This window comes from Variovorax fucosicus, assembly GCF_030316825.1.
GTDB classification, from domain to species: domain Bacteria; phylum Pseudomonadota; class Gammaproteobacteria; order Burkholderiales; family Burkholderiaceae_C; genus Variovorax; species Variovorax fucosicus.
The window spans coordinates 41,716-59,596 of the sequence record NZ_JASZYU010000001.1; the positions used below are offsets into that span (position 1 = coordinate 41,716).

Annotated in this window: 14 protein-coding genes and 3 tRNA genes; 3 read left to right on the top strand and 14 right to left on the bottom strand. The window is 61.0% G+C overall.

Annotated elements, in window-relative coordinates; genetic code table 11:
- Positions 1 to 338 precede the first annotated feature (338 nt).
- Complete coding sequence (gene radC, locus QTI05_RS00245) at positions 339 to 848, bottom strand: RadC family protein (protein WP_286622458.1); 510 nt, start codon at positions 846 to 848, stop codon at positions 339 to 341.
- A 394-nt stretch (positions 849 to 1,242) separates the two neighbouring features.
- Here radC and QTI05_RS00250 point away from each other — a divergent pair, with 394 nt between their 5' ends.
- Positions 1,243 to 1,998, top strand: a complete 756-nt coding sequence (locus QTI05_RS00250; RefSeq protein WP_286622459.1) for a hypothetical protein — start codon at positions 1,243 to 1,245, stop codon at positions 1,996 to 1,998.
- A gap of 25 nt (positions 1,999 to 2,023) precedes the next feature.
- Here the strand turns inward: QTI05_RS00250 and QTI05_RS00255 are convergent, their stop codons facing one another.
- Complete coding sequence (locus QTI05_RS00255) at positions 2,024 to 2,737, bottom strand: hypothetical protein (protein WP_286622460.1); 714 nt, start codon at positions 2,735 to 2,737, stop codon at positions 2,024 to 2,026.
- On the bottom strand, positions 2,734 to 5,937 hold the full coding sequence (locus QTI05_RS00260; RefSeq protein WP_286622462.1) for an N-6 DNA methylase: 3,204 nt from the start codon (positions 5,935 to 5,937) through the stop codon (positions 2,734 to 2,736). Before QTI05_RS00260 ends, QTI05_RS00255 begins: the two co-directional genes overlap by 4 nt.
- A 157-nt stretch (positions 5,938 to 6,094) precedes the next feature.
- On the opposite strand from QTI05_RS00260, the gene QTI05_RS00265 reads away from it, so the two are divergent.
- Together QTI05_RS00265 and QTI05_RS00270 are read left to right on the top strand one after the other, a co-directional pair.
- Positions 6,095 to 6,793, top strand: a complete 699-nt coding sequence (locus QTI05_RS00265; protein WP_286622463.1) for a S24 family peptidase — start codon at positions 6,095 to 6,097, stop codon at positions 6,791 to 6,793.
- 89 nt (positions 6,794 to 6,882) lie between these two features.
- Positions 6,883 to 7,944, top strand: a complete 1,062-nt coding sequence (locus QTI05_RS00270) for a DUF4365 domain-containing protein (protein WP_286622465.1) — start codon at positions 6,883 to 6,885, stop codon at positions 7,942 to 7,944.
- Between the two features lie 287 nt (positions 7,945 to 8,231).
- On the opposite strand, the gene QTI05_RS00275 is transcribed toward QTI05_RS00270, so the two are convergent.
- The 11 genes from QTI05_RS00275 to QTI05_RS00325 form a co-directional block, all read right to left on the bottom strand.
- Positions 8,232 to 9,080 (bottom strand): hypothetical protein, encoded by an 849-nt coding sequence (locus QTI05_RS00275; protein ID WP_286622466.1) that lies wholly within the window; start codon positions 9,078 to 9,080, stop codon positions 8,232 to 8,234.
- Between the two features lie 225 nt (positions 9,081 to 9,305).
- Positions 9,306 to 9,824 (bottom strand): hypothetical protein, encoded by a 519-nt coding sequence (locus tag QTI05_RS00280; RefSeq protein WP_286622467.1) that lies wholly within the window; start codon positions 9,822 to 9,824, stop codon positions 9,306 to 9,308.
- Between the two features lie 452 nt (positions 9,825 to 10,276).
- Positions 10,277 to 11,311 carry an IS110 family RNA-guided transposase gene (locus QTI05_RS00285; protein ID WP_286622468.1) on the bottom strand — a complete coding sequence of 345 codons (1,035 nt, stop codon included), beginning with the start codon at positions 11,309 to 11,311 and terminating at the stop codon, positions 10,277 to 10,279.
- 252 nt (positions 11,312 to 11,563) lie between these two features.
- Positions 11,564 to 12,694 carry a hypothetical protein gene (locus tag QTI05_RS00290; protein ID WP_286622469.1) on the bottom strand — a complete coding sequence of 377 codons (1,131 nt, stop codon included), beginning with the start codon at positions 12,692 to 12,694 and terminating at the stop codon, positions 11,564 to 11,566.
- Positions 12,695 to 12,867: 173 nt separating this feature from the next.
- Positions 12,868 to 12,944 (bottom strand) — tRNA-Asp (locus tag QTI05_RS00295).
- Between the two features lie 68 nt (positions 12,945 to 13,012).
- A tRNA-Glu gene (locus QTI05_RS00300) sits at positions 13,013 to 13,088 on the bottom strand.
- A 33-nt stretch (positions 13,089 to 13,121) separates the two neighbouring features.
- A tRNA-Ala gene (locus QTI05_RS00305) sits at positions 13,122 to 13,197 on the bottom strand.
- Between the two features lie 51 nt (positions 13,198 to 13,248).
- Entirely contained in the window at positions 13,249 to 14,637 is a 1,389-nt protein-coding gene (gene gltX / locus QTI05_RS00310; protein ID WP_286542826.1) for a glutamate--tRNA ligase, read from the bottom strand.
- Positions 14,634 to 15,851, bottom strand: a complete 1,218-nt coding sequence (locus QTI05_RS00315; protein WP_286622470.1) for an O-succinylhomoserine sulfhydrylase — start codon at positions 15,849 to 15,851, stop codon at positions 14,634 to 14,636. Before QTI05_RS00315 ends, gltX begins: the two co-directional genes overlap by 4 nt.
- Before the next feature lie 8 nt (positions 15,852 to 15,859).
- Entirely contained in the window at positions 15,860 to 17,383 is a 1,524-nt protein-coding gene (purF, locus tag QTI05_RS00320; RefSeq protein ID WP_286622471.1) for an amidophosphoribosyltransferase, read from the bottom strand.
- Between the two features lie 12 nt (positions 17,384 to 17,395).
- Positions 17,396 to 17,881 (bottom strand): CvpA family protein, encoded by a 486-nt coding sequence (locus tag QTI05_RS00325; protein ID WP_286622472.1) that lies wholly within the window; start codon positions 17,879 to 17,881, stop codon positions 17,396 to 17,398.

A 17,881-nucleotide genomic window follows, 5' to 3' on the forward strand; every position in this document is an offset into this window, starting at 1 on the left:
TGCGAAACTTGAGCGCTGCTCGATGGCTGGGATGGGCCATGTTCAGCGCCGCGGGCGGAGCCATAGGCTTGGGACTGCGACTGGGACGTGCCTTCAACCGCGCCACGCGTGCGTTCAATCGTGCGGGCATCGATCAAGAACTCACGCTCGCAAAGCTGTATCCGGATTGGCCGACATGGTGGATACCAGAGAGCCCTGAGGGGTTCGCGGCTTGGGTCTTTGTCGGACTCGTCGGCGCTTGGCTTGCCTACACAGCGAAGACGCTTCAGAAGCAAGTTGCATAGACAGGGAACGGCGCGCGACGCGTCAAACAAGCGGGGGCTTTCTCCCCCGTTTCATCACAGCAGCCCTCGCTCCGCAAAACTCAGCACGTCGCTGCCAGCAACGATCAGGTGATCGAGCACCCGCACGTCCACCAGCGCTAGCGCAGCCTTCAGCATTTGCGTCAGGTGTTCATCAGCCCGCGATGGCTCGGTGACCCCCGAGGGGTGGTTGTGCACCAGGACCAGAGCCGCCGCATTGCGCGCCAGCGATTCCTTGACCACCTCCCGTGGATAGACCGATGCCTGGCTAACTGTGCCGCGGAAGAGTTCGACGTATTCGATCAGCCGGTTCTGCGCATCGAGCATCAGCACCGCGAACACCTCGTGCTCCAGCGCTCCGAGCTTGACCCGAAGAAAATCGCGCACCACCTGTGGCGATGACAACACCTCGCGCCCCTGCAACTGCTGCCCCAGAAGCCGCTGCGCGGCCTGCAGCACCTCGCCGGCTTCGGCCGGCCGGTAGTCGCCCGCGACATCGCGAACCAGAAGAACGGAAGAATCGAAAGAGAAGAAATCGTGCGCCATGGTCGGCTCCGTGAATCGGGCGGGATTGCCCGAGACCGGCACCAGCACGGCGCAACGCAGTGGTCAGGGTTCGAAGACGGCCGCCAGGACGCAAGCGCACAAGGTGCGCGCAGACCTTGACGACGAGAACGGCGTGATACGGTAAAGGGAACAGCAAGCCTGCCCCCCCCACTCCCCTGCCCCATCGGCAAGCGGAGCGCGCAGGCCGGGAACGCAGAGACGGCCGGAGGCGTCAGGGATCAAAGCCGCATGGCCGCGACTCGGCACGAGGCGCGGGGCAACGCCCGCGAGCCCGACGGCGGTACGCCGTGACGCCCATCGAGAGGCCCAAGCGTCTCGCGTGCGCATTGGCTGAAAATGTGCTCCTTCAAGCATTGAACATCGGAAGGTCCAGATGCAATTTCTCATCGATAAGAGCATCGACGACTACCTAGCGTTCTCAGATGAACGCACACGCACGTTCCAGCAATCGCCACCGCAGTTCTTCGAGCTCATAAAGGACGTGGACACGTTGATTCGAGAGGTGTGGACCGGCACACTGGACGCGCAAACGGTTCCGGCGTTTCTAAACATGAACGCCTACTTTTCTTTCCTCGCCGCCGTACGGATGGCGATCTCCGGCCACGTGTCGTCCGTCTTTCCCCTCGCACGAGCTGCACTGGAATCGGCGTGCTACGCGTTCCTGCTCACCAAAGACGATACCTTGCAGTCAGTCTGGATGGATCGTGACAAAGGAGATGCCGAAAGGACCGCCTGCAGAAGGGCCTTCACTTCCGCGGTAAAGGACACCGCGAAGCAGCTGCAGAGCATTCAGGCGGACATGGGTGACTACGTTCAAGGGCTGTATGACGCTTCCATCACTTTCGGTGCGCATCCAAATCCGCTTTCAGTCTTCCGGCATCTCGAGGTGCAAGGCGACGATGGCAGCGACCACTGGAAAGTCGATTTCACTTGCATGTACGGTGAAGACAGCCATGAGGTCAAGCACGCCTTGCTGGCATGCGCCGAGTACGGCATTGTGATTGCCTACTTGAACGTTCAGGGGATCAAGTCACACCCTCAAGTCGAAGAACTCAATCGGCGGTTCAATGAAGTGAACGAATCCAAAAATTCAATGGCGGATTTGCTTCGGCATTCGTCTGCAGGCTGAGAGCCGCTCGATGAATCCGCCGTCATCAATGAGTTGCTCTGAGCACCCAGAGATGAAGCGCCTTAAAATCAGGAGCACAAGGCACTGCGCGGCAATGTTCCGTAGCGAAGCAGTCGGCGTGGACATCGCTCGGTGCTACGTCCGCGGCACAAAGCAGAGCCTCAGAAGAGGTAGCGTTTACGTAGTAGTCGGAAAGATGCGTACAGATATCCTTGAAGTCCGGGGTGGCGTAGCCCAGCATCAGACCAAATGTCATCCGTGGCGCGTATTTTCCCGAGACAAATCGATGTAAACCATTCACGACATACTGTCGGCATCCGCTGGTTGCGTCAATCAACTTCGCCTCGACAAAGAGCGCCGACTCGTCTCGATCCTCGCCTGGTGCAGTCTGAATCATGCGAAAAGTCAGGTCGGGCATTTGATCGATGCTACTGAGCGTAGCGGTGGACTGCTTCCCATCACGTACTACTGTCTGGAATAGCTCCTTGCGGAAACCACCAACGCCTTCATTGGACAGTTTGTCATTGAGGATCTCCGCCAGCTTCGTAGTGAGCTCATCTTCATCGAAGTAGTGCTTGAGCTCGAATGGACTGGACTTCCAGTAATTGAAGGTCTCGATGTCATTCCAGGCATCCTGGATTGCCGCGATGACCACTCTGATCGCTCGCTTGTTCAACGTCGATTTGATCGGGCCCTTCTGAGGATCCCGTGGATGGAAGAAGCAGAAGTCCGGGCTCACTCGGTGGACTGATCGGCCCACGCGACCATCACTTGAGCGGCCAGGCATGCCCTGGACGGCAACCAGAGGCGATTTAGCGCCAGCTGGCCGTAGACGAATCGGCCGCCTGGCGCCTGGGCCCAAAGCTCGCCCTGCGGATACTTCTCGCGAATCAATTGAAGCAACGATTCATCATCAAGCTCAGCGAGTTGAACAGCGTCATCCCGAATCGACACAGCTTCATTGAGCCGCCAAGTCACAAATCGCCAGCCAGCCAAAGCGGCACCGGTGGGCACGACGCACAGCGAATTCGCGTCGATCACGTCGGCGGCGCTTTCCAACTCCCTTTTGAGTTGAGAGACGTAGCGTTCAACACCGGACGGACTTACCCAACTCTTGCCACTTTGCCGCGGCCTGCCGATTGGATAGCAGACCGACAACGTGTCTTCGATCAGCTGACGCTCGCTCGCGTCAGAACCGATGATTCCATGCACCCATGCATCGATGTCCGCCTGTAGAGAGGCAGCAGGATGCGCCAAACCATCGAACAGGCGATTGATCTCCGATTTGCTCGTTAACCGCGCCTTGATGGCCTGATGCATGTCCATGACGGGCGTTCCCAGTATCTCCTCACTGAGAAGAGCCTTGATGCCGAAGGAGAACTGCGTGGACGTCAACGTATGGAAGTAGCTATAGAGAGAGCTGTTGACCCACACCGCGATGTATTTCGCATAGAGAAGTGCATCGAGGTCGCGCTTGAGCGGGGTGCCCACGAATGCGAAGGGGTACATCACTGGCATGTCATCGGGAGATGGCAAGACTAGTGCCGAGCGCTCCAGCGAACCGAGAGTTCCGACGGCTTGCCGCAGCAGCAGAAGTGGTGGCTGATACCACTGGAGAGTCGGCGAAGACTTGACCGGTCGACGTTCAAAGCTCAGATGAATATCCGAAGCGTTGACAGCGCCAGCGATTCGCTCGGCACCTCTCCCCGCAATCTCCTTTGTTCCTTGCGGAAGATCCGCGAACCAAGCCGGCAGCGCGGTTCCTTTGATGCCCGTCTTGAATCCCCGCTTCGGCCGGCCGATTGCGACCTGATCAACGCAGGCTCCTATCGTCGTCAATGGCAGCCGTCGGGGGGCGTCGTTATCGATAGGAGCATTCCGCGGTATTGCCATCCGAGCAGCCCAACGCTGCAGGAGGGCGCGATCAAGTTCACAGCCCTTCGTTCGCACCACCAGTCCGCCGGGATGCTCATCGAAATCCGCCATGGAGACATGCATCGTTGCCAGTGGATCGATCCTGATCTGGCGCCGCTTCGTAAGGGTCGGCTCTACGGCCAGCGTGAGCAGCAGGGCGCGGTGATCTACCGGAGGCCTGCGGTTTCGTGCGAATAGAACACAGAAAGGCGACTCAATGCCTGGCCAAATCAGCTTGTCGTGATTGGCGAACTCCCCCGCATTCAGAATGCCGTCAACTTCGATGCTGGAGAACAAGGCCCGACGCGCAAGCCTCCAAGGCTTGCTCTGCTTGATCAAAAGCCGCTGGTGAACGATGAGCGAGATGATCCCGCCTTCCTTGGCCCATTCGGAGGCCTTCCATACGAAAGCGATATCGGGCACCTTATCAGGGTGCGCATACGGCTCCTCCAACACAACGCCGCGAAGCGCAGCACACTTCGATGCCACCGACGCGACTTCGAGAGCGAACGCATCGGAGACGGCAGCACCATTTGCCGAGTCGGCGCCGTCTTCCTCGTCCCTCCGACCCAGTGAAGTCCAAGGAGGATTGCCAATCACGATGTCGAAGTCGGATCCGATCCCCGACTTCTTGCGCAGGCTTCCCAGGTCCGCGGCAGCGGGGTCTTTGGAGTCGGGCGCACCCACATCGATAAGAACGGAACCAATCAGCCGCTTCTTGAACTTCAGCTTCTCCGGTGGAACGGGATTGGCATCGAGCTCGATCGCGGTGAGATACAACGTCAAGGCCGCGAGGTTCAACGCATCTGCGTTAATGTCCATGCCGCGCAATTGCTTGTACAGAATCCCGCGAAGTGCTTCCGTGTCGGGCCAAACACCGTTGTCACGCAACGCGCGGTGGCGAGCCAGCTCCCGGTAGGTCAGAGACAAAAAGACGGCCGCTCCCACCGCCGGGTCCAACACCTTTGCATTGGCTGCCGTGTCCGGCGGCAGACCTGCCAGAGCTTGCCGAACCATCATCCGAGCAATGTGACGCGGCGTGAAGTGGACGCTGGTTTCCTTTGCGTTCCTAGGCGCCTTTCGATGCGCGTAGTCTTCATAGACCTCGCTCAGCGTCCCTGCTGGAATGTGTGAGAAGTCCAACTTTTCCCATAGTGGCAACTGCCCGCCGGCGTCCGTTCGCCCGACGATCCACCCCAAGGGAGCCAGTGCCTTTGGCGACTGCCGAAGGAGTTCGGAAAAATAGGATTGATAGCCCGCCTTCGCGGGCAGTGGCATGAACTCGCCATTGAACGTCTGGTCCAGCCATTGGCACATAGCCGCCGCCTGCTCGGCAGAGTTGAACGCTGCCGCGCCGTCTTGTCCAAGAAGCTTCCAAAGCGCCGGGGCCGTGTTCTGCGCCAGGATTCCCCTATCCAACAAGAAACGGGTGAACAAGGCACGACCAACGAGCGCAAGAACCTCTTGTCCACGTCCCTTTGAGCGCCAAGCGGCAGTGGTAGCGTTCAAGAACGCCTTCGACACCGTGTCGACGCTATCAACTAGCAAATCGCGAAGTCGCTGTTCCTGATAGGCATTTCCCGCGCCCCAGAGCCCTTCCTGCAGATCACCCAGCACCGACCGCGCATCAATGGGATTGCTCAGATCAAGCTGCAATGGCTTTTGGGCATCAAGCATGCATGGCCACGCCCTCGCAATCACCTTCCGGCTGTCAGCCGCATGGTGAACATCAAGCAGGACGGCTGTTTCGCCACGGTTGCCGAGCAACTGGGCCAGCTCGCGACCCACGTTCTGTGCGTTCTCGGGCACGCTAGCAACGTAGACAAGCGGACTACCGTCTTTTTCAACAACGGCACCCACGCGCCGCCCCAGCTCGCTCCCCTTGAGCAGATCGGCGTATTCGAAGTTGCGACCGGTAACCCCGTCCGCCGGATTCAACCAGACGACTTGTTCCGTCGAAGGCGCGATCGACTTGAGTGCGGCCTCGAGCGCGCTGAGTTCGATGCGTCGATCAGACGGTGCCATCGCGACGCTCAAGATTGCTAGGCCGTGGGCGCACAGTGGCACTCAGCGCACGATGCCAAGTGCGGCAGCGAGATCCACGTGCAGAGGTGACCATACCCGCATAATAGCACTGCTTTTCAATTTGCCAAAACTATGTGAAATGCAATAGCATTGCTTCATGGCAGTAGAGGAACATGAAGCGGAACTCCTGAGTGCGCTATTCAACCAGCGCGCACTCATGTCCCAACGCGCGTTCGGCGAAAAACACAAGCTGGGTTCCGGTTCGATGGTTTGGCAATACCTGCACGGTCGTCGCGCAATAAACCTCAAGGCGGGATGTCGGTTCGCACGCGGTCTTGGGGTGGACCTGTCCCAGTTCAGCCCTCGGCTTGCGACAGAATTGCAGGAGGTGCTGGAGGCTTCGAGCTCCCTTGGAAACGTTGAATCACCCCAGCAGGACTACGTCCGCATTCCCTGCGTAGAGTTGGAACTACGAGCGAACAACAAGGGATTTTCGATCAAACCCCTCCTGCCTGCAGCCAGCTTCATCGCCTTCAGGCGAGACTGGCTTGCGTCACGGAGGTACAGCAGCGAGAAGCTGCTCGCGATCGAATGTCCGGACGATGGCATGCAGCCCACGATCTCCAAGGGGGATCTCGTGGTTATCAACGTGTCCGACCAGGACTTGGTCGATGCACAGGCCTATGCGGTGAACTACGAAGGCCAGCTACTTATACGCCGCATCTTCCGCGACGCCGGCGCCTGGTGGCTACAGTGCGACAACCCCGACTCGCAACGCTTTCCCAAAAAGCAGTTCATTCAGAAGCATTGCTTCACGATTGGAAAAATTGTCCATCGGCAAAGTGAAAGCATCTAGCGGCACGTCGAACGCCTCGCAGTTTCACCGGACGCCTTGCAAGGCGAAAACCTTGGACGGCTTTCTGGTCACCGCGCTAAAGTCTTGGCATGGCTAACAGAAGCTCGAGTCAAAAGACCGGATCGCAAGGACACAAGTGGCTGCTAGCCCATGTCGAAGAGCACCCGCATTGGCTGTCGCGAGAGTTAAGCGAAGATTTCGGCATCGACGCCGAGTTCGAGATGACCGAACACGGTTTGACTGGGGATATCTTGAAGGTCCAGATCAAGTCTTCGGACCAAGTTGAGAGACGCGATGGAGCAGTCAAGTTCATCATCGAGCGGAAGTACCTGGAGTACGCGGACGCTTGCAGGTACCCGTTCATCATGGTTCGAGTCGATGTCGCCACCAAGGAGGCTTGGTACCTGTGGTTGCAGGACTGGTTGCTTGCGCAAAGGGTGACCGGTAGCCCGTTGCTGACAGATCAGGAAGTCTGGACCGAATGGGTGTCGGAGGTGCAGACTATCAGGGCTGGACTCGAGGGGGAGCTAAAAAGCATCGCCCGCTGGGAGGGAAGCTCGCAGCTTGCGCTGAGTTTGCGTGATGCGATGCACGCGGCTACCGCCGTTGGCGACAGGCGGATGATGCTGCTTCTAGCGGATGCACTTGCGTCTTGCGCTGATGGACTTGGGCAAGCTGGCCTAAACGCGGTTATCGACGAAGCCATCAAGCTTGGCAACCTGATGCGAGGGACGCATGAGGGAAACTTGATTGCTGACCAGCTGTTCGCCATGGTTCGCCGGCATGGACCTCGTATTGACGCCAAGACAATTGACCGCCTGATCTTGCGAGGTAATTGGTATTCGCGCGCGGGGCTCTCTTCGCTCGCCATCTTGTACGACGAACACTTTACGCATATATCGTCGCTCGGCCTACCGGCCCGCTACGCAGACGTAGAGGCGCGCGTCTCATATTACTGCGCGTTTCGCGAAGCCCATCCCGAGCACAAGTCCGCGGATGTGTTTGTGGATCCCTCTTCGTTTGTCTTTGCAGGACTCAGGTACCTGCAGCCCGATATGTTCTGGGACAAATACGCAAACCACGGCCCGTCGGCTCTGCTAGACCACCTGGAACCGGTTGAGGTTGCCTTGGTGGCCCCTGTGGCGCCGTAGGCGGGTTCCACTTGCTGGCATCGCGGCGGTCAAGCGCTCCGCGGCGTGAAAGTTCGTGCGGCCGATTTCGCCATGAGCCTTGCCGGTCCAGCTTCGAGCCGCTTGATCGCGACCTTCTCGCGTTCTTACCTTTTTAAGCCGCCGCGGCGCGACACTCCATCAGACGAGCGCGGACGTGCGAGGCGTCGTCTTCCCTTCCGGGCTCGGCCAGCAGGTCAAAGAGACAGGAGCGCCACACGCCCGTCTATGCGACACGTTGGGAAGACGACGGGCTGAGAGGTACGGAACTATGCCTTCCCGATGTGGTTGACCAGGCATTGCGACATGACTAGGGCATGCGCCATCAACGAATTCACCAGGTTCTCGTGCCTGTTAATGTCCATGGCTACCCCGCCTCCTCTGAAGACTGGCTGCTCGACTAAAACGATCACGCCCGCCACGTCGCCGATACCGACGTAGTTGGCAATCTTGGCCCTGGCCGCGGGCTCCCGCGCCTTGTCGCTCGCCAAATTCGCCCGCTTGAGAATTTCATCGGCCATCGCTTCAGCATCGCCGGCCTTCCCGTTCTTATGGACGATGACATGCCGAAATTTCTCAGACATGCAGGTGTGCAGCCGAAGGTTGGTGCTACTCCGGTTTTCGATTTCGATCTTGGCGAGTTCGGAAAGTTTCTTCCGAAACATGTCGATGATCTGAGGCACTTTCTTCTTAAGCTCGGCCGGGGGCATGGTCGCGTTCCCATCCTTGCTCAGCCGGAAGTAGGCGGACTCGCCTCGGACGAGTTCATACAGCGAGACCACGAAGTCCTCAAACAGCTCGTAGGCCTCGACTAGCAGCCATTGATATTGCTTGTTTTTATGAAGGTGAACGAGCCTTGCCGTGTCTTTGAGGTTCAGCCTCTTGTGGGAATAGGGATGGATAGCTCCCGTGTATGGGCTGTAAAAGGAGAACAGGTGCGCGCTGCTCCCAAGGATCTCTCGGGCCTCGGCGTCTAGCCCAGCCAAATCTTCATCTCGCGCCTGCAGGTCGACAATGGTCTGTTTGGCGACGTTCGCGGAGAGTCGTTGGTAGTGCTGGACGACGGCGACTTCGTTGAAGAATTTTTCAAGGCGGGTGGTGTAGGGCTGGAGGTCCATGGGCACGTTTGGCAAGGGTCAGACAAGGCAGCCCGAATTTGGCCGGCGATTCGCTCGGTTGTTGGTGGCGGCCTTTTCGACCAGGGTGAAGACGTATGAGGCATAGCCGACATTTGCTGTCGGCAATCGGCCGGGCAAGGCTTGGCTCACGGCGATCGCCTCGCGCGAGCCGTCTGACCCCTCTGGAGAGCCGCCTTATCGCCAGCGTGATCGATGCCGGCCTCATCACTCATCGCGATCCTCTTCGCGGGCTTCTGCATCTTCGTCGGATTCGCGCTCCTCGACTGTGAAGATCAACAGTGCGGCCTGCTTCGGCGAAGTCTTGAACCAATACTCGTTCTCGGACTTACGCTCAAGCTGAGAGAAATCGTAAACGATGATCGCGCTTCCCTCGTTGAGGGTGTTCGAGTCCGCCACATCTTGGATTCCGGACTTATGCAGCACCTTGTAGGGCGTCTGCGCGAGATCGATCGTGAAGGCATAGATCACCTCGTCCGGCTTCTTCCCACTTCGGTTGCGGTCATGGTCGAAGTCGTGCTCGGGTTCATTCCACAAGTCGCTCTTCTTGGTCCGATCGGTGCCGTTCTTCAACGCTCGTTTGAAGCGGTCGACGTCCCTGCCGCCCTCGAAACCCACCCGCTCGAAGTTGCGCACAGTGACAAGCCAGTGGTGGCCCATGCCTGCGAGCTCCCGGCGCAGGGTGGGCTCGAACTCAGTCCAATCAGAAAGGGCAATGTGGTTCATCCATAGGACAGGTGCGGCTGTGGCTCGCCATTTCAAGCGCGCGGAGCCGCACGCCTATTTGCGCGACCTGCTCGAGCGGAACCAGACGCAGCCGACCAGTTTGATCGAAGAACTCCTACCGCGCCGTTGGGCGATCGCCGCAGCGAACACCTCATCGCCGCTCCCGTCAAGACGGGACCACCGGACGTACATGGACGCCCCCTTTGCCAAGCTCTCAATGGTGACGACTCGAAGGTAAAGATTGCACCCGTACATTCGGACTCTGGTTGCAGCTTTGGGCCGCGGTCCCTGATGGGATGAGCTGGTTGACGCCTCGATCGCTTACACGCACTTTGTGTGCCTCGTCCGGCGCGGGCTTTGCCAACCACGGTCTGACCTGTCTTGCCATCACTTCATGATCGCCTGAGCAATCGGTGGTTGTTCTCCCTGAGTGTTGATGTCGGTGTTACGTTCTAGACCGGTGCCACCTGGCGCACATAGCCGGCGTCGAAGTGCCGATCGTGCGCCAGAAGCGCCCATACGATCCGGGCATTCTTGTTCGCCAACGCCACTGCTGCCACATTCTTGTTGCGCCGGTTCACCACGGAGGCGATCCAGCCGCACGACTCAGCCTTCTGGCTGACTCGATAGATCACCGAGCGCGCGCCATGTATCAGCAGCGTTCGAAGGTAGGTGTCGCCTCGCTTGCTCATGCCCAGCAGGTTGGCTTTGCCGCCCGAGGAATGCTGCTTCGGCACGAGGCCTAGCCACGCTGCCACCTGGCGACCGCTGTCGAAGTTCTTGGCGTCGCCGATCGACGCGACCAGCGCGCTGGCAGTGATCGGCCCGATCCCCGGAACCTGAGCAAGCTTGCGACTGAGCTCACTGCCGCGGTGCCAAGCCTGGATCTTCGCCTCGAGTTCGTCGACCTGACGGTCCAGCTCCTTGAGGTGATCGAGCAGGCGTTGCACCAGCAGCCGGAACGCGCCAGGCAGTTCATTGGCAGCGTCTTCGATCAACCCCGGAACACGCGCGGCGATGTAGCCGATGCCCTGCGGGATGATGACGCCGAACTCGCCGAGCAGGCCGCGGATCTGATTGGCTTGAGCCGTGCGCGCCCTGACGAAGCCCTGGCGTACACGGTGGAGGGCGAGCACCGCTTGCTGCTCGACATTCTTCACCGGCACAAAGCGCATGTTGGGCCGACCCACAGCCTCGCAGATGGCTTCCGCATCGGCGGCATCGTTCTTGTTGGTCTTGACGTAAGGCTTGACGAACTGCGGCGCCTTCAGCCGCACGGTATGGCCCATCGCCACGAGCTTGCGCGCCCAGTGGTGGGCGCTGCTGCACGCTTCGATGCCGATGACGCACGGCGGCAGATTGACGAAGAACGTGGCCATCTGATCGCGCCGGAGCTGCTTTCTCAGCACGGCCTTGTCATGCTCATCGACCCCGTGGACCTGGAACACGTTCTTTGCCAAGTCGATGCCAACAGTCGTAATCTTCATGGTGGACGCCCCTCTCGGTTCAAGTGGTTGGTGACACTTCCACTTTGGCACGTTGATGCCGTCACGGGTGGGGGCGTCCATCCCATTGCTTACGCCGAGAGTGCGGACTCGCCCTTCATCCAGGCTGCATGACAGGTTTTTTGCTTTGCCTTCCGCTTGGGCAAGTTACCCGCCTCTTTGACCCGCCGCGCTCCTGTCCCCATTGCCCTGTCGGGCGTTGACGCAGCATGCTGGCGGCGTTCCCGTGGCGACTTAATTCATGGTGTTGGCTACCATCATCTCAAGCAGCATCTTTCGCTCGAGCGGCTTGCCTTGGTAGATGACAGTGCCGAAGGTGTTATCGATAAGGTATTTACCGTCCTTGTACACATGCACATGGATGCCGCGCTCTTGAGCGCGTTGCGCCGTCCAAAGGACGGCTGGAGTCGATGCCCAGATTTGAAAAGGAAGCCCGGCGTAGTCATCCAAGCTGATCGTCGATGTCACGTCATCGTACTGGTCGGCTTTGCTGAACTGATCGTGCAGCGGCTTAAGCGGCGTCGAAGCAATGGGGACCTTGCTCCACGTGTTGTCGCGGCCGCAGTTTCCGCACAGATGTTTCGAATGCTCCGTTCGCGCGAACGTACCAAGGTCAAGGTGTGGGTAGCCGCAGTCCCTGCAGCTAATACACCCCATGCTCCTGCCTGCCTCAAGGGCCAGCACGAATTCAAGCGCTGATGGCGGTGTCAGGTGAACCTTGGTGATCTCGGTGCTGCCGAACAGGCTGGTGGACGAGTTGTAATGCAGAGAGAGCGCCTTGAAGTCACGGTCAATCACCTTGTCCTTGCCCGGTTCGTTTCGCACGTGAACATGAATTTTCGGGCGGCGCTTCTGCGCGGCTCCGACATGTGAGAGCGCGGGCGGCATCGAACACCAGATTCCGACTTCCGCATGGTCCTGGATATTCAGATGTGGGGGATCGACGATATAGGACATGGGCTGGGAATGGTTCGAGCACCGCGTCCCACCATTCGCCGCAGCGTCGGTGATGTCGGCCTTCGTGCCCCAGTGACGTTGATGCGTGCGGCACCACCAGCGGTCCTTGCCGTTTCGCATCTTTCCCGCGCCCACGATGTCGCAACGCAATTCAGCGTCGTCACCTTCCGCTCCCGGGAAGGTGCCGAGCAGTTGCTCATTCGAAACCGTGATGTTGCCGAGCGTGCGTCCATACGACCAACAGATGGCCTCCCGCACCACGGCAGACTCCTCAAGAGCCGACCGCACGGGTTGCTCATATCCGATGAAACGGCGATCCGCCTTGCGAGCAGGGGTGTGTGCCATATCCCATTCATAGGCCCACATCTCCATACGACCGTTGCTATCGACGACTCGCTCAATTTCCACGGTAGCTCCTCTCAAAATGTCAGATGTGGTGCGGTGGCGGCCACGCCCGCACTAGATGACGCACGTAGACATTGGACACCGCCACCCAAGGTCAAGTGTTCCCATAAGTGTTCCCACGTCACGGACAACGAAAAACGGGTTGCGGCATTTCTGCTGCAACCCGTTGATTTTATTGGCGGAGTGGACGGGACTCGAACCCGCGACCCCCGGCGTGACAGGCCGGTATTCTAACCAACTGAACTACCACTCCTGGTAGACAACGTTCGCTCTTGTGGAGCCAAGTGCTGACGACTTGTGCCTTGTTGACCGAAGCCAATTTGGCGACCCTACGGGGATTCGAACCCCGGTAGCCACCGTGAAAGGGTGGTGTCCTAGGCCTCTAGACGATAGGGTCAAAACCTTGGAACAAACTTCCGACTCGACTCGATGGTGGAGGTAAACGGGATCGAACCGATGACCTCTTGCATGCCATGCAAGCGCTCTCCCAGCTGAGCTATACCCCCATGCGTTGAGCTAGTGCCCTACGCGTCGAGCCTCGAATTATAGCCCGAAATTCAGAGCGTTCTCAAGCGCGCCAACACAGTTTCGCGAGAAAACAGCGCGAGCACCGCATCGAGCGAGGGTGTCTGGGGCGTGCCGAGCACCAGCACGCGGACCGGCATGGCGAGCACGGGCATCTTGATGCCCTGCGCGGCCAGCACTTCCTTGATGCCGGCGGCAATCGCGGGCTTGTCCCATGCCACGTCGGCCAGCTTGTCGGCCAGTGCAGCCACGGCGGGGCGCACGGCATCGGTGAGGTGCTGCGTGCGGTCGGCCTCGCTCGCCGTGACGTCGGCGTAGAAGCCTGCGGCCCAGCCGGCGAGCGCGACGGTGGTGTCGCAACGATCCTTGAACAGCGCGCAGATCTCGGGCAGACGCGCATCGGCCGCGATGCCGCGCTTTTGCAACTGAACCGCCACCAGTTCGGCCAGCGCCGCGTTGTCCATCTGCTTGATGTAGTGGGCGTTGACCCAGCTCAGCTTGGCCGCATCCCATTGCGCGGGGCTCTTCGACAGGTGCGTGCCGTCGAACCACTGCACCAACTGCTCGCGCGAGAACAGCTCCTCGTCGCCATGGCTCCATCCGAGACGCGCAAGGTAGTTGAGCATGGCTTCGGGCAGGTAGCCGTTCTCCTCGTAGGCCGTGACGCTGACCGCGCCGCGGCGCTTCGACAGCTTCTGGCCGTCGTCGCCAAGGATCACGGGCACATGGCCGAACGCAGGCAGCGGCGCGCCGAGCGCGCGGAAGATGTTGATCTGCCACGGCGTGTTGTTGATGTGTTCGTCGCCGCGGAAAACGTGCGTGATCGTCATGTCCCAGTCGTCGACCACCACGGCGAAGTTGTAGGTGGGCACACCATCGGGCCGCTGGATGATCAGGTCGTCGATCTCGCGGTTGTTGATGGTGATCTCGCCCTTGACCAGATCGTCCCAGCTCACGTCGCCTTCGACCGGGTTGCAGAAGCGCACCACGGGCGGCACGCCTTCGGGCACGGGCGGCAGCACCTTGCCGGGCTCGGGCCGCCAGCGCCGGTCGTACAGCGTTTTCTCGCCGCGCTCGCGCTGCGCTTCGCGCATGGCTTCGAGTTCGGCCGGCGTGCAATAGCAGTGGTAGGCCGTGCCTGCCGCGAGCATCTGCGCGATCACTTCCTGGTAGCGCGCAAGGCGCTGCATCTGGTAGACCGGGCCTTCGTCGTAATCGAGACCGAGCCAGTGCATCGAGGCGAGGATCTGGTCGGTCGATTCCTGCGTGGAACGGGCCACGTCGGTGTCTTCGATGCGCAGCACGAACTCGCCGCCGTGATGGCGTGCGTAGGCCCACGAATAGAGCGCGGTGCGGGCCGTGCCGAGGTGCAGAAAACCGGTGGGCGATGGCGCGATGCGCGTGCGTACTTTGGAGGTCATGAAGTAAGGGTGCTCAGGCCGCGCAGCAGGTCGGCCTGGATGTCTTGAACGTGGTCGAGCCCGACCGCGAGGCGGATCAGCCCCTGGCCGATGCCGGCGGCCTGGCGCTGGGCTTCGCTCAGGCGCCCGTGCGAGGTGGTGCCCGGGTGGGTGATGATGGTCTTGGTGTCGCCCAGGTTGGTCGCGATGCTGACCACGCGCGTGCTGTTGATCACATGGAACGCGTTGGCACGCGCTTCTTCGGGCGTATCGCCGACCACGTCGAACGACACCACGGCGCCGCCCAGGCCCGACTGCTGGCGCATCGCCAGTTCGTGCTGCGGATGTGAAGCCAGGCCCGGGTAGTAGACCCGTGCAATCCCGGCCTGCGCTTCGAGCCATTGCGCCACGGCCAGCGCGTTGGCGCACTGCGCCTGCATGCGGATGCCCAGCGTCTCCAGCCCCTTGAGCACCACCCACGCGTTGAAAGGCGACAACGCCATGCCGGCGGTGCGCACCACGGGCCCGAACACGTCGACGATGAGTTTCGACGGCCCGCAGATCGCGCCGGCCATCACGCGGCCCTGGCCATCCAGGTACTTGGTGCCCGAATGGATCACGAGGTCGGCGCCCCACTCCACCGGCCGCTGCAGCGCCGGCGAGCAGAAGCAGTTGTCGACCGCCAGCAGCGCGCCGGCGCCATGGGCCAGGTCGGCCAGGGCCTGGATGTCGCACACCTCGGTCAACGGGTTGGTCGGCGTTTCGGCGAACAGGAGCCGGGTGTTGGACTTGAGCGCGGCGCGCCATTCGGCCACGTCGGTCTGCGAGACGAAGGTGGTTTCGACACCGAACTTGGCGAACTCTTTCGCGAACAGGTTCAGCGTCGAGCCGAACACCGAGCGCGAGCAGATGACGTGGTCGCCGGCCTTCAGCAGGCCCATGCACATCATCAGGATCGCGCCCATGCCGGTGGAAGCGCCGATGGCGGCTTCGGTGCCTTCCATTGCGGCCAGCCGCTGCTCGAAGCTGGTCACCGTGGGGTTCGACGTGCGTGAGTAGGTAAAGCCTTCCTCGGTGCCAGCAAAGCGCCGCATCGAGGTTTCGGCGTCGGGCTGGACGAAGCCGCTGGTGAGGTAGAGCGCCTCGGAATGCTCGCCGTGCTGGCTGCGTTCCAGCCCGGTGCGCACGGCCAGCGTGTCGCGGTGCAGGCCCGCGGGCAGGGATCGATCGGTCACGGCGGCTTTCAGCGGATGTTGGGCAGTGCGAGGCGCGAGGCGTCTTCTTCGGTTTCTTCGACGCGCGGGCGGTTGCCGTTCATGCGGTTGATCGCCTCTGTGTCGATGTCGCCGGTCACGTACACGCCATCGAAGCACGAGGCCTCGAAGCCGGCGAACTTGGAGGGCACACCGCCTGCGGGGACGGGGGCGGCCTTCATCACGGCGCGCTTCATCGCGTCCACGTCCTGGTAGATCAGCGCGTCGCAGCCGATCAGCGCCCGGATCTCTTCGATCGTGCGGTCGTGCGCCACGAGTTCGCCCTTGGTCGGCATGTCGATGCCGTAGACGTTGGGGTAGCGCACCGGTGGCGCCGCGCTGGCCAGGTAGACCTTGCGCGCACCGGCGTCGCGCGCCATTTGCACGATTTCGCGGCTGGTGGTGCCGCGCACGATCGAGTCGTCCACCAGCAGCACGTTGCGGCCCTTGAATTCGCTGGGGATCGCGTTGAGCTTCTGGCGCACCGATTTCTTGCGCTCGCCCTGCCCCGGCATGATGAAGGTGCGGCCCACGTAGCGGTTCTTGACGAAGCCTTCGCGGTACGGAATGCCCAGCAGGTGCGCGAGCTGCGTGGCGCTGGGCCGGCTCGATTCGGGAATCGGGATGATCACGTCGATGTCGCTCGGCGGCACCGTCGACACCACGCGCTTGGCCAGCGTCTCGCCCAGGTTCAGGCGGGCCTGGTAGACCGAGATGCCGTCCATCGTCGAGTCGGGCCGGGCCAGGTAGACGAACTCGAAGATGCAGGGGTTGAGCGTTGGCGCTTCGGCGCACTGGTGCGCATGCACCTGGCCCTGCAGGTCGATGAACAGCGCTTCGCCCGGTGCGATGTCGCGCTCGAACTTGAAGCCCAGGCCTTCCAGCGCGACCGATTCACTCGCGACCATCACGGTGCCTTCGGCATTGCGGCCCAGGCAGAGCGGCCGGATGCCATACGGATCGCGGAATGCCAGCAGGCCGTGGCCGGAGATCATCGACACCACGGCGTACGAGCCGCGCAGCCGCTTGTGCATGCTCTTGACGGCGGCGAACACTTCTTCGGCGTGCAGCGGCACGCCGCGCGTCGAGCGCTCGAGCTCGTGCGCGAGCACGTTGAGCAGCACCTCGGAATCGCTCTCGGTGTTGGTGTGGCGGTGGTCGGTCGAGAACAGCTCGGCGCGCAGCGCATGCGCGTTGGTGAGGTTGCCGTTGTGCACCAGCACGATGCCGAACGGCGCGTTCACGTAGAACGGCTGGGCTTCTTCTTCGCTGTAGGCGTTGCCGGCAGTCGGATAGCGCACCTGGCCCAGCCCGACGTTGCCCGGCAGCGCGCGCATGTTGCGCGTGCGAAAAACGTCCTTCACCATGCCCTTGGCCTTGTGCATGAAGAACTTGCGCTCCAGCAGCGTGACGATGCCGGCCGCATCCTGGCCGCGGTGCTGCAGCAGCAGCAGCGCGTCGTAGAGCAACTGGTTGACGGGCGCGTTGCTGACAACGCCGACGATTCCACACATGAAGCGATCCTCTCAGGGCAGGTAGCTTGCCAATTTTTCAGGCAGTGCAGGCTTCAGGCCCTGCAATGCCGCATCCAGAACAGTGGCACTGCGCGATTCGCGCCACCAGGCGCTGTCGCTCAGCGAAAAAAGATGCACCGCGACAGCCACCGCCAGCAGCGCGACGGCGCCGCGCGCGAAACCGAAGGCGGCGCCGAGCGTGCGATCCACCGGCCGCAGGCCCGCCGCCACGATCAGCTTGCGAACCAGTGCAGTCACCAGCCCGGCCACGAAGGCCACCGCCACGAACACCAGCACGAAGGCCAGCGCATAGCGCCATGTGGCATCGGGCGCACCGATCGGCAGCCACGCGGCCACGCTCTCGGCCAGCCATTGCGCAACGAAAAAAGCCAGAACCCAGCCCGCCAGCGACATCAACTCGAACACCAGGCCGCGCACCATGCCGACCAGCACCGACAGCACGAGCGCCGCAATGACAGCCCAGTCGAGCAATGCCAT

Coding starts and splice junctions, on each gene's coding strand:
- gltX (WP_286542826.1), bottom strand. CDS start 14,637: ATGACCTCCAAAGTACGCACGCGCATCGCGCCATCGCCCACCGGTTTT.
- QTI05_RS00265 (WP_286622463.1), top strand. CDS start 6,095: ATGGCAGTAGAGGAACATGAAGCGGAACTCCTGAGTGCGCTATTCAAC.
- QTI05_RS00260 (WP_286622462.1), bottom strand. CDS start 5,937: ATGGCACCGTCTGATCGACGCATCGAACTCAGCGCGCTCGAGGCCGCA.
- QTI05_RS00325 (WP_286622472.1), bottom strand. CDS start 17,881: ATGGCATTGCTCGACTGGGCTGTCATTGCGGCGCTCGTGCTGTCGGTG.
- QTI05_RS00270 (WP_286622465.1), top strand. CDS start 6,883: ATGGCTAACAGAAGCTCGAGTCAAAAGACCGGATCGCAAGGACACAAG.
- QTI05_RS00285 (WP_286622468.1), bottom strand. CDS start 11,311: ATGAAGATTACGACTGTTGGCATCGACTTGGCAAAGAACGTGTTCCAG.
- QTI05_RS00250 (WP_286622459.1), top strand. CDS start 1,243: ATGCAATTTCTCATCGATAAGAGCATCGACGACTACCTAGCGTTCTCA.
- QTI05_RS00275 (WP_286622466.1), bottom strand. CDS start 9,080: ATGGACCTCCAGCCCTACACCACCCGCCTTGAAAAATTCTTCAACGAA.
- QTI05_RS00280 (WP_286622467.1), bottom strand. CDS start 9,824: ATGAACCACATTGCCCTTTCTGATTGGACTGAGTTCGAGCCCACCCTG.
- purF (WP_286622471.1), bottom strand. CDS start 17,383: ATGTGTGGAATCGTCGGCGTTGTCAGCAACGCGCCCGTCAACCAGTTG.
- radC (WP_286622458.1), bottom strand. CDS start 848: ATGGCGCACGATTTCTTCTCTTTCGATTCTTCCGTTCTTCTGGTTCGC.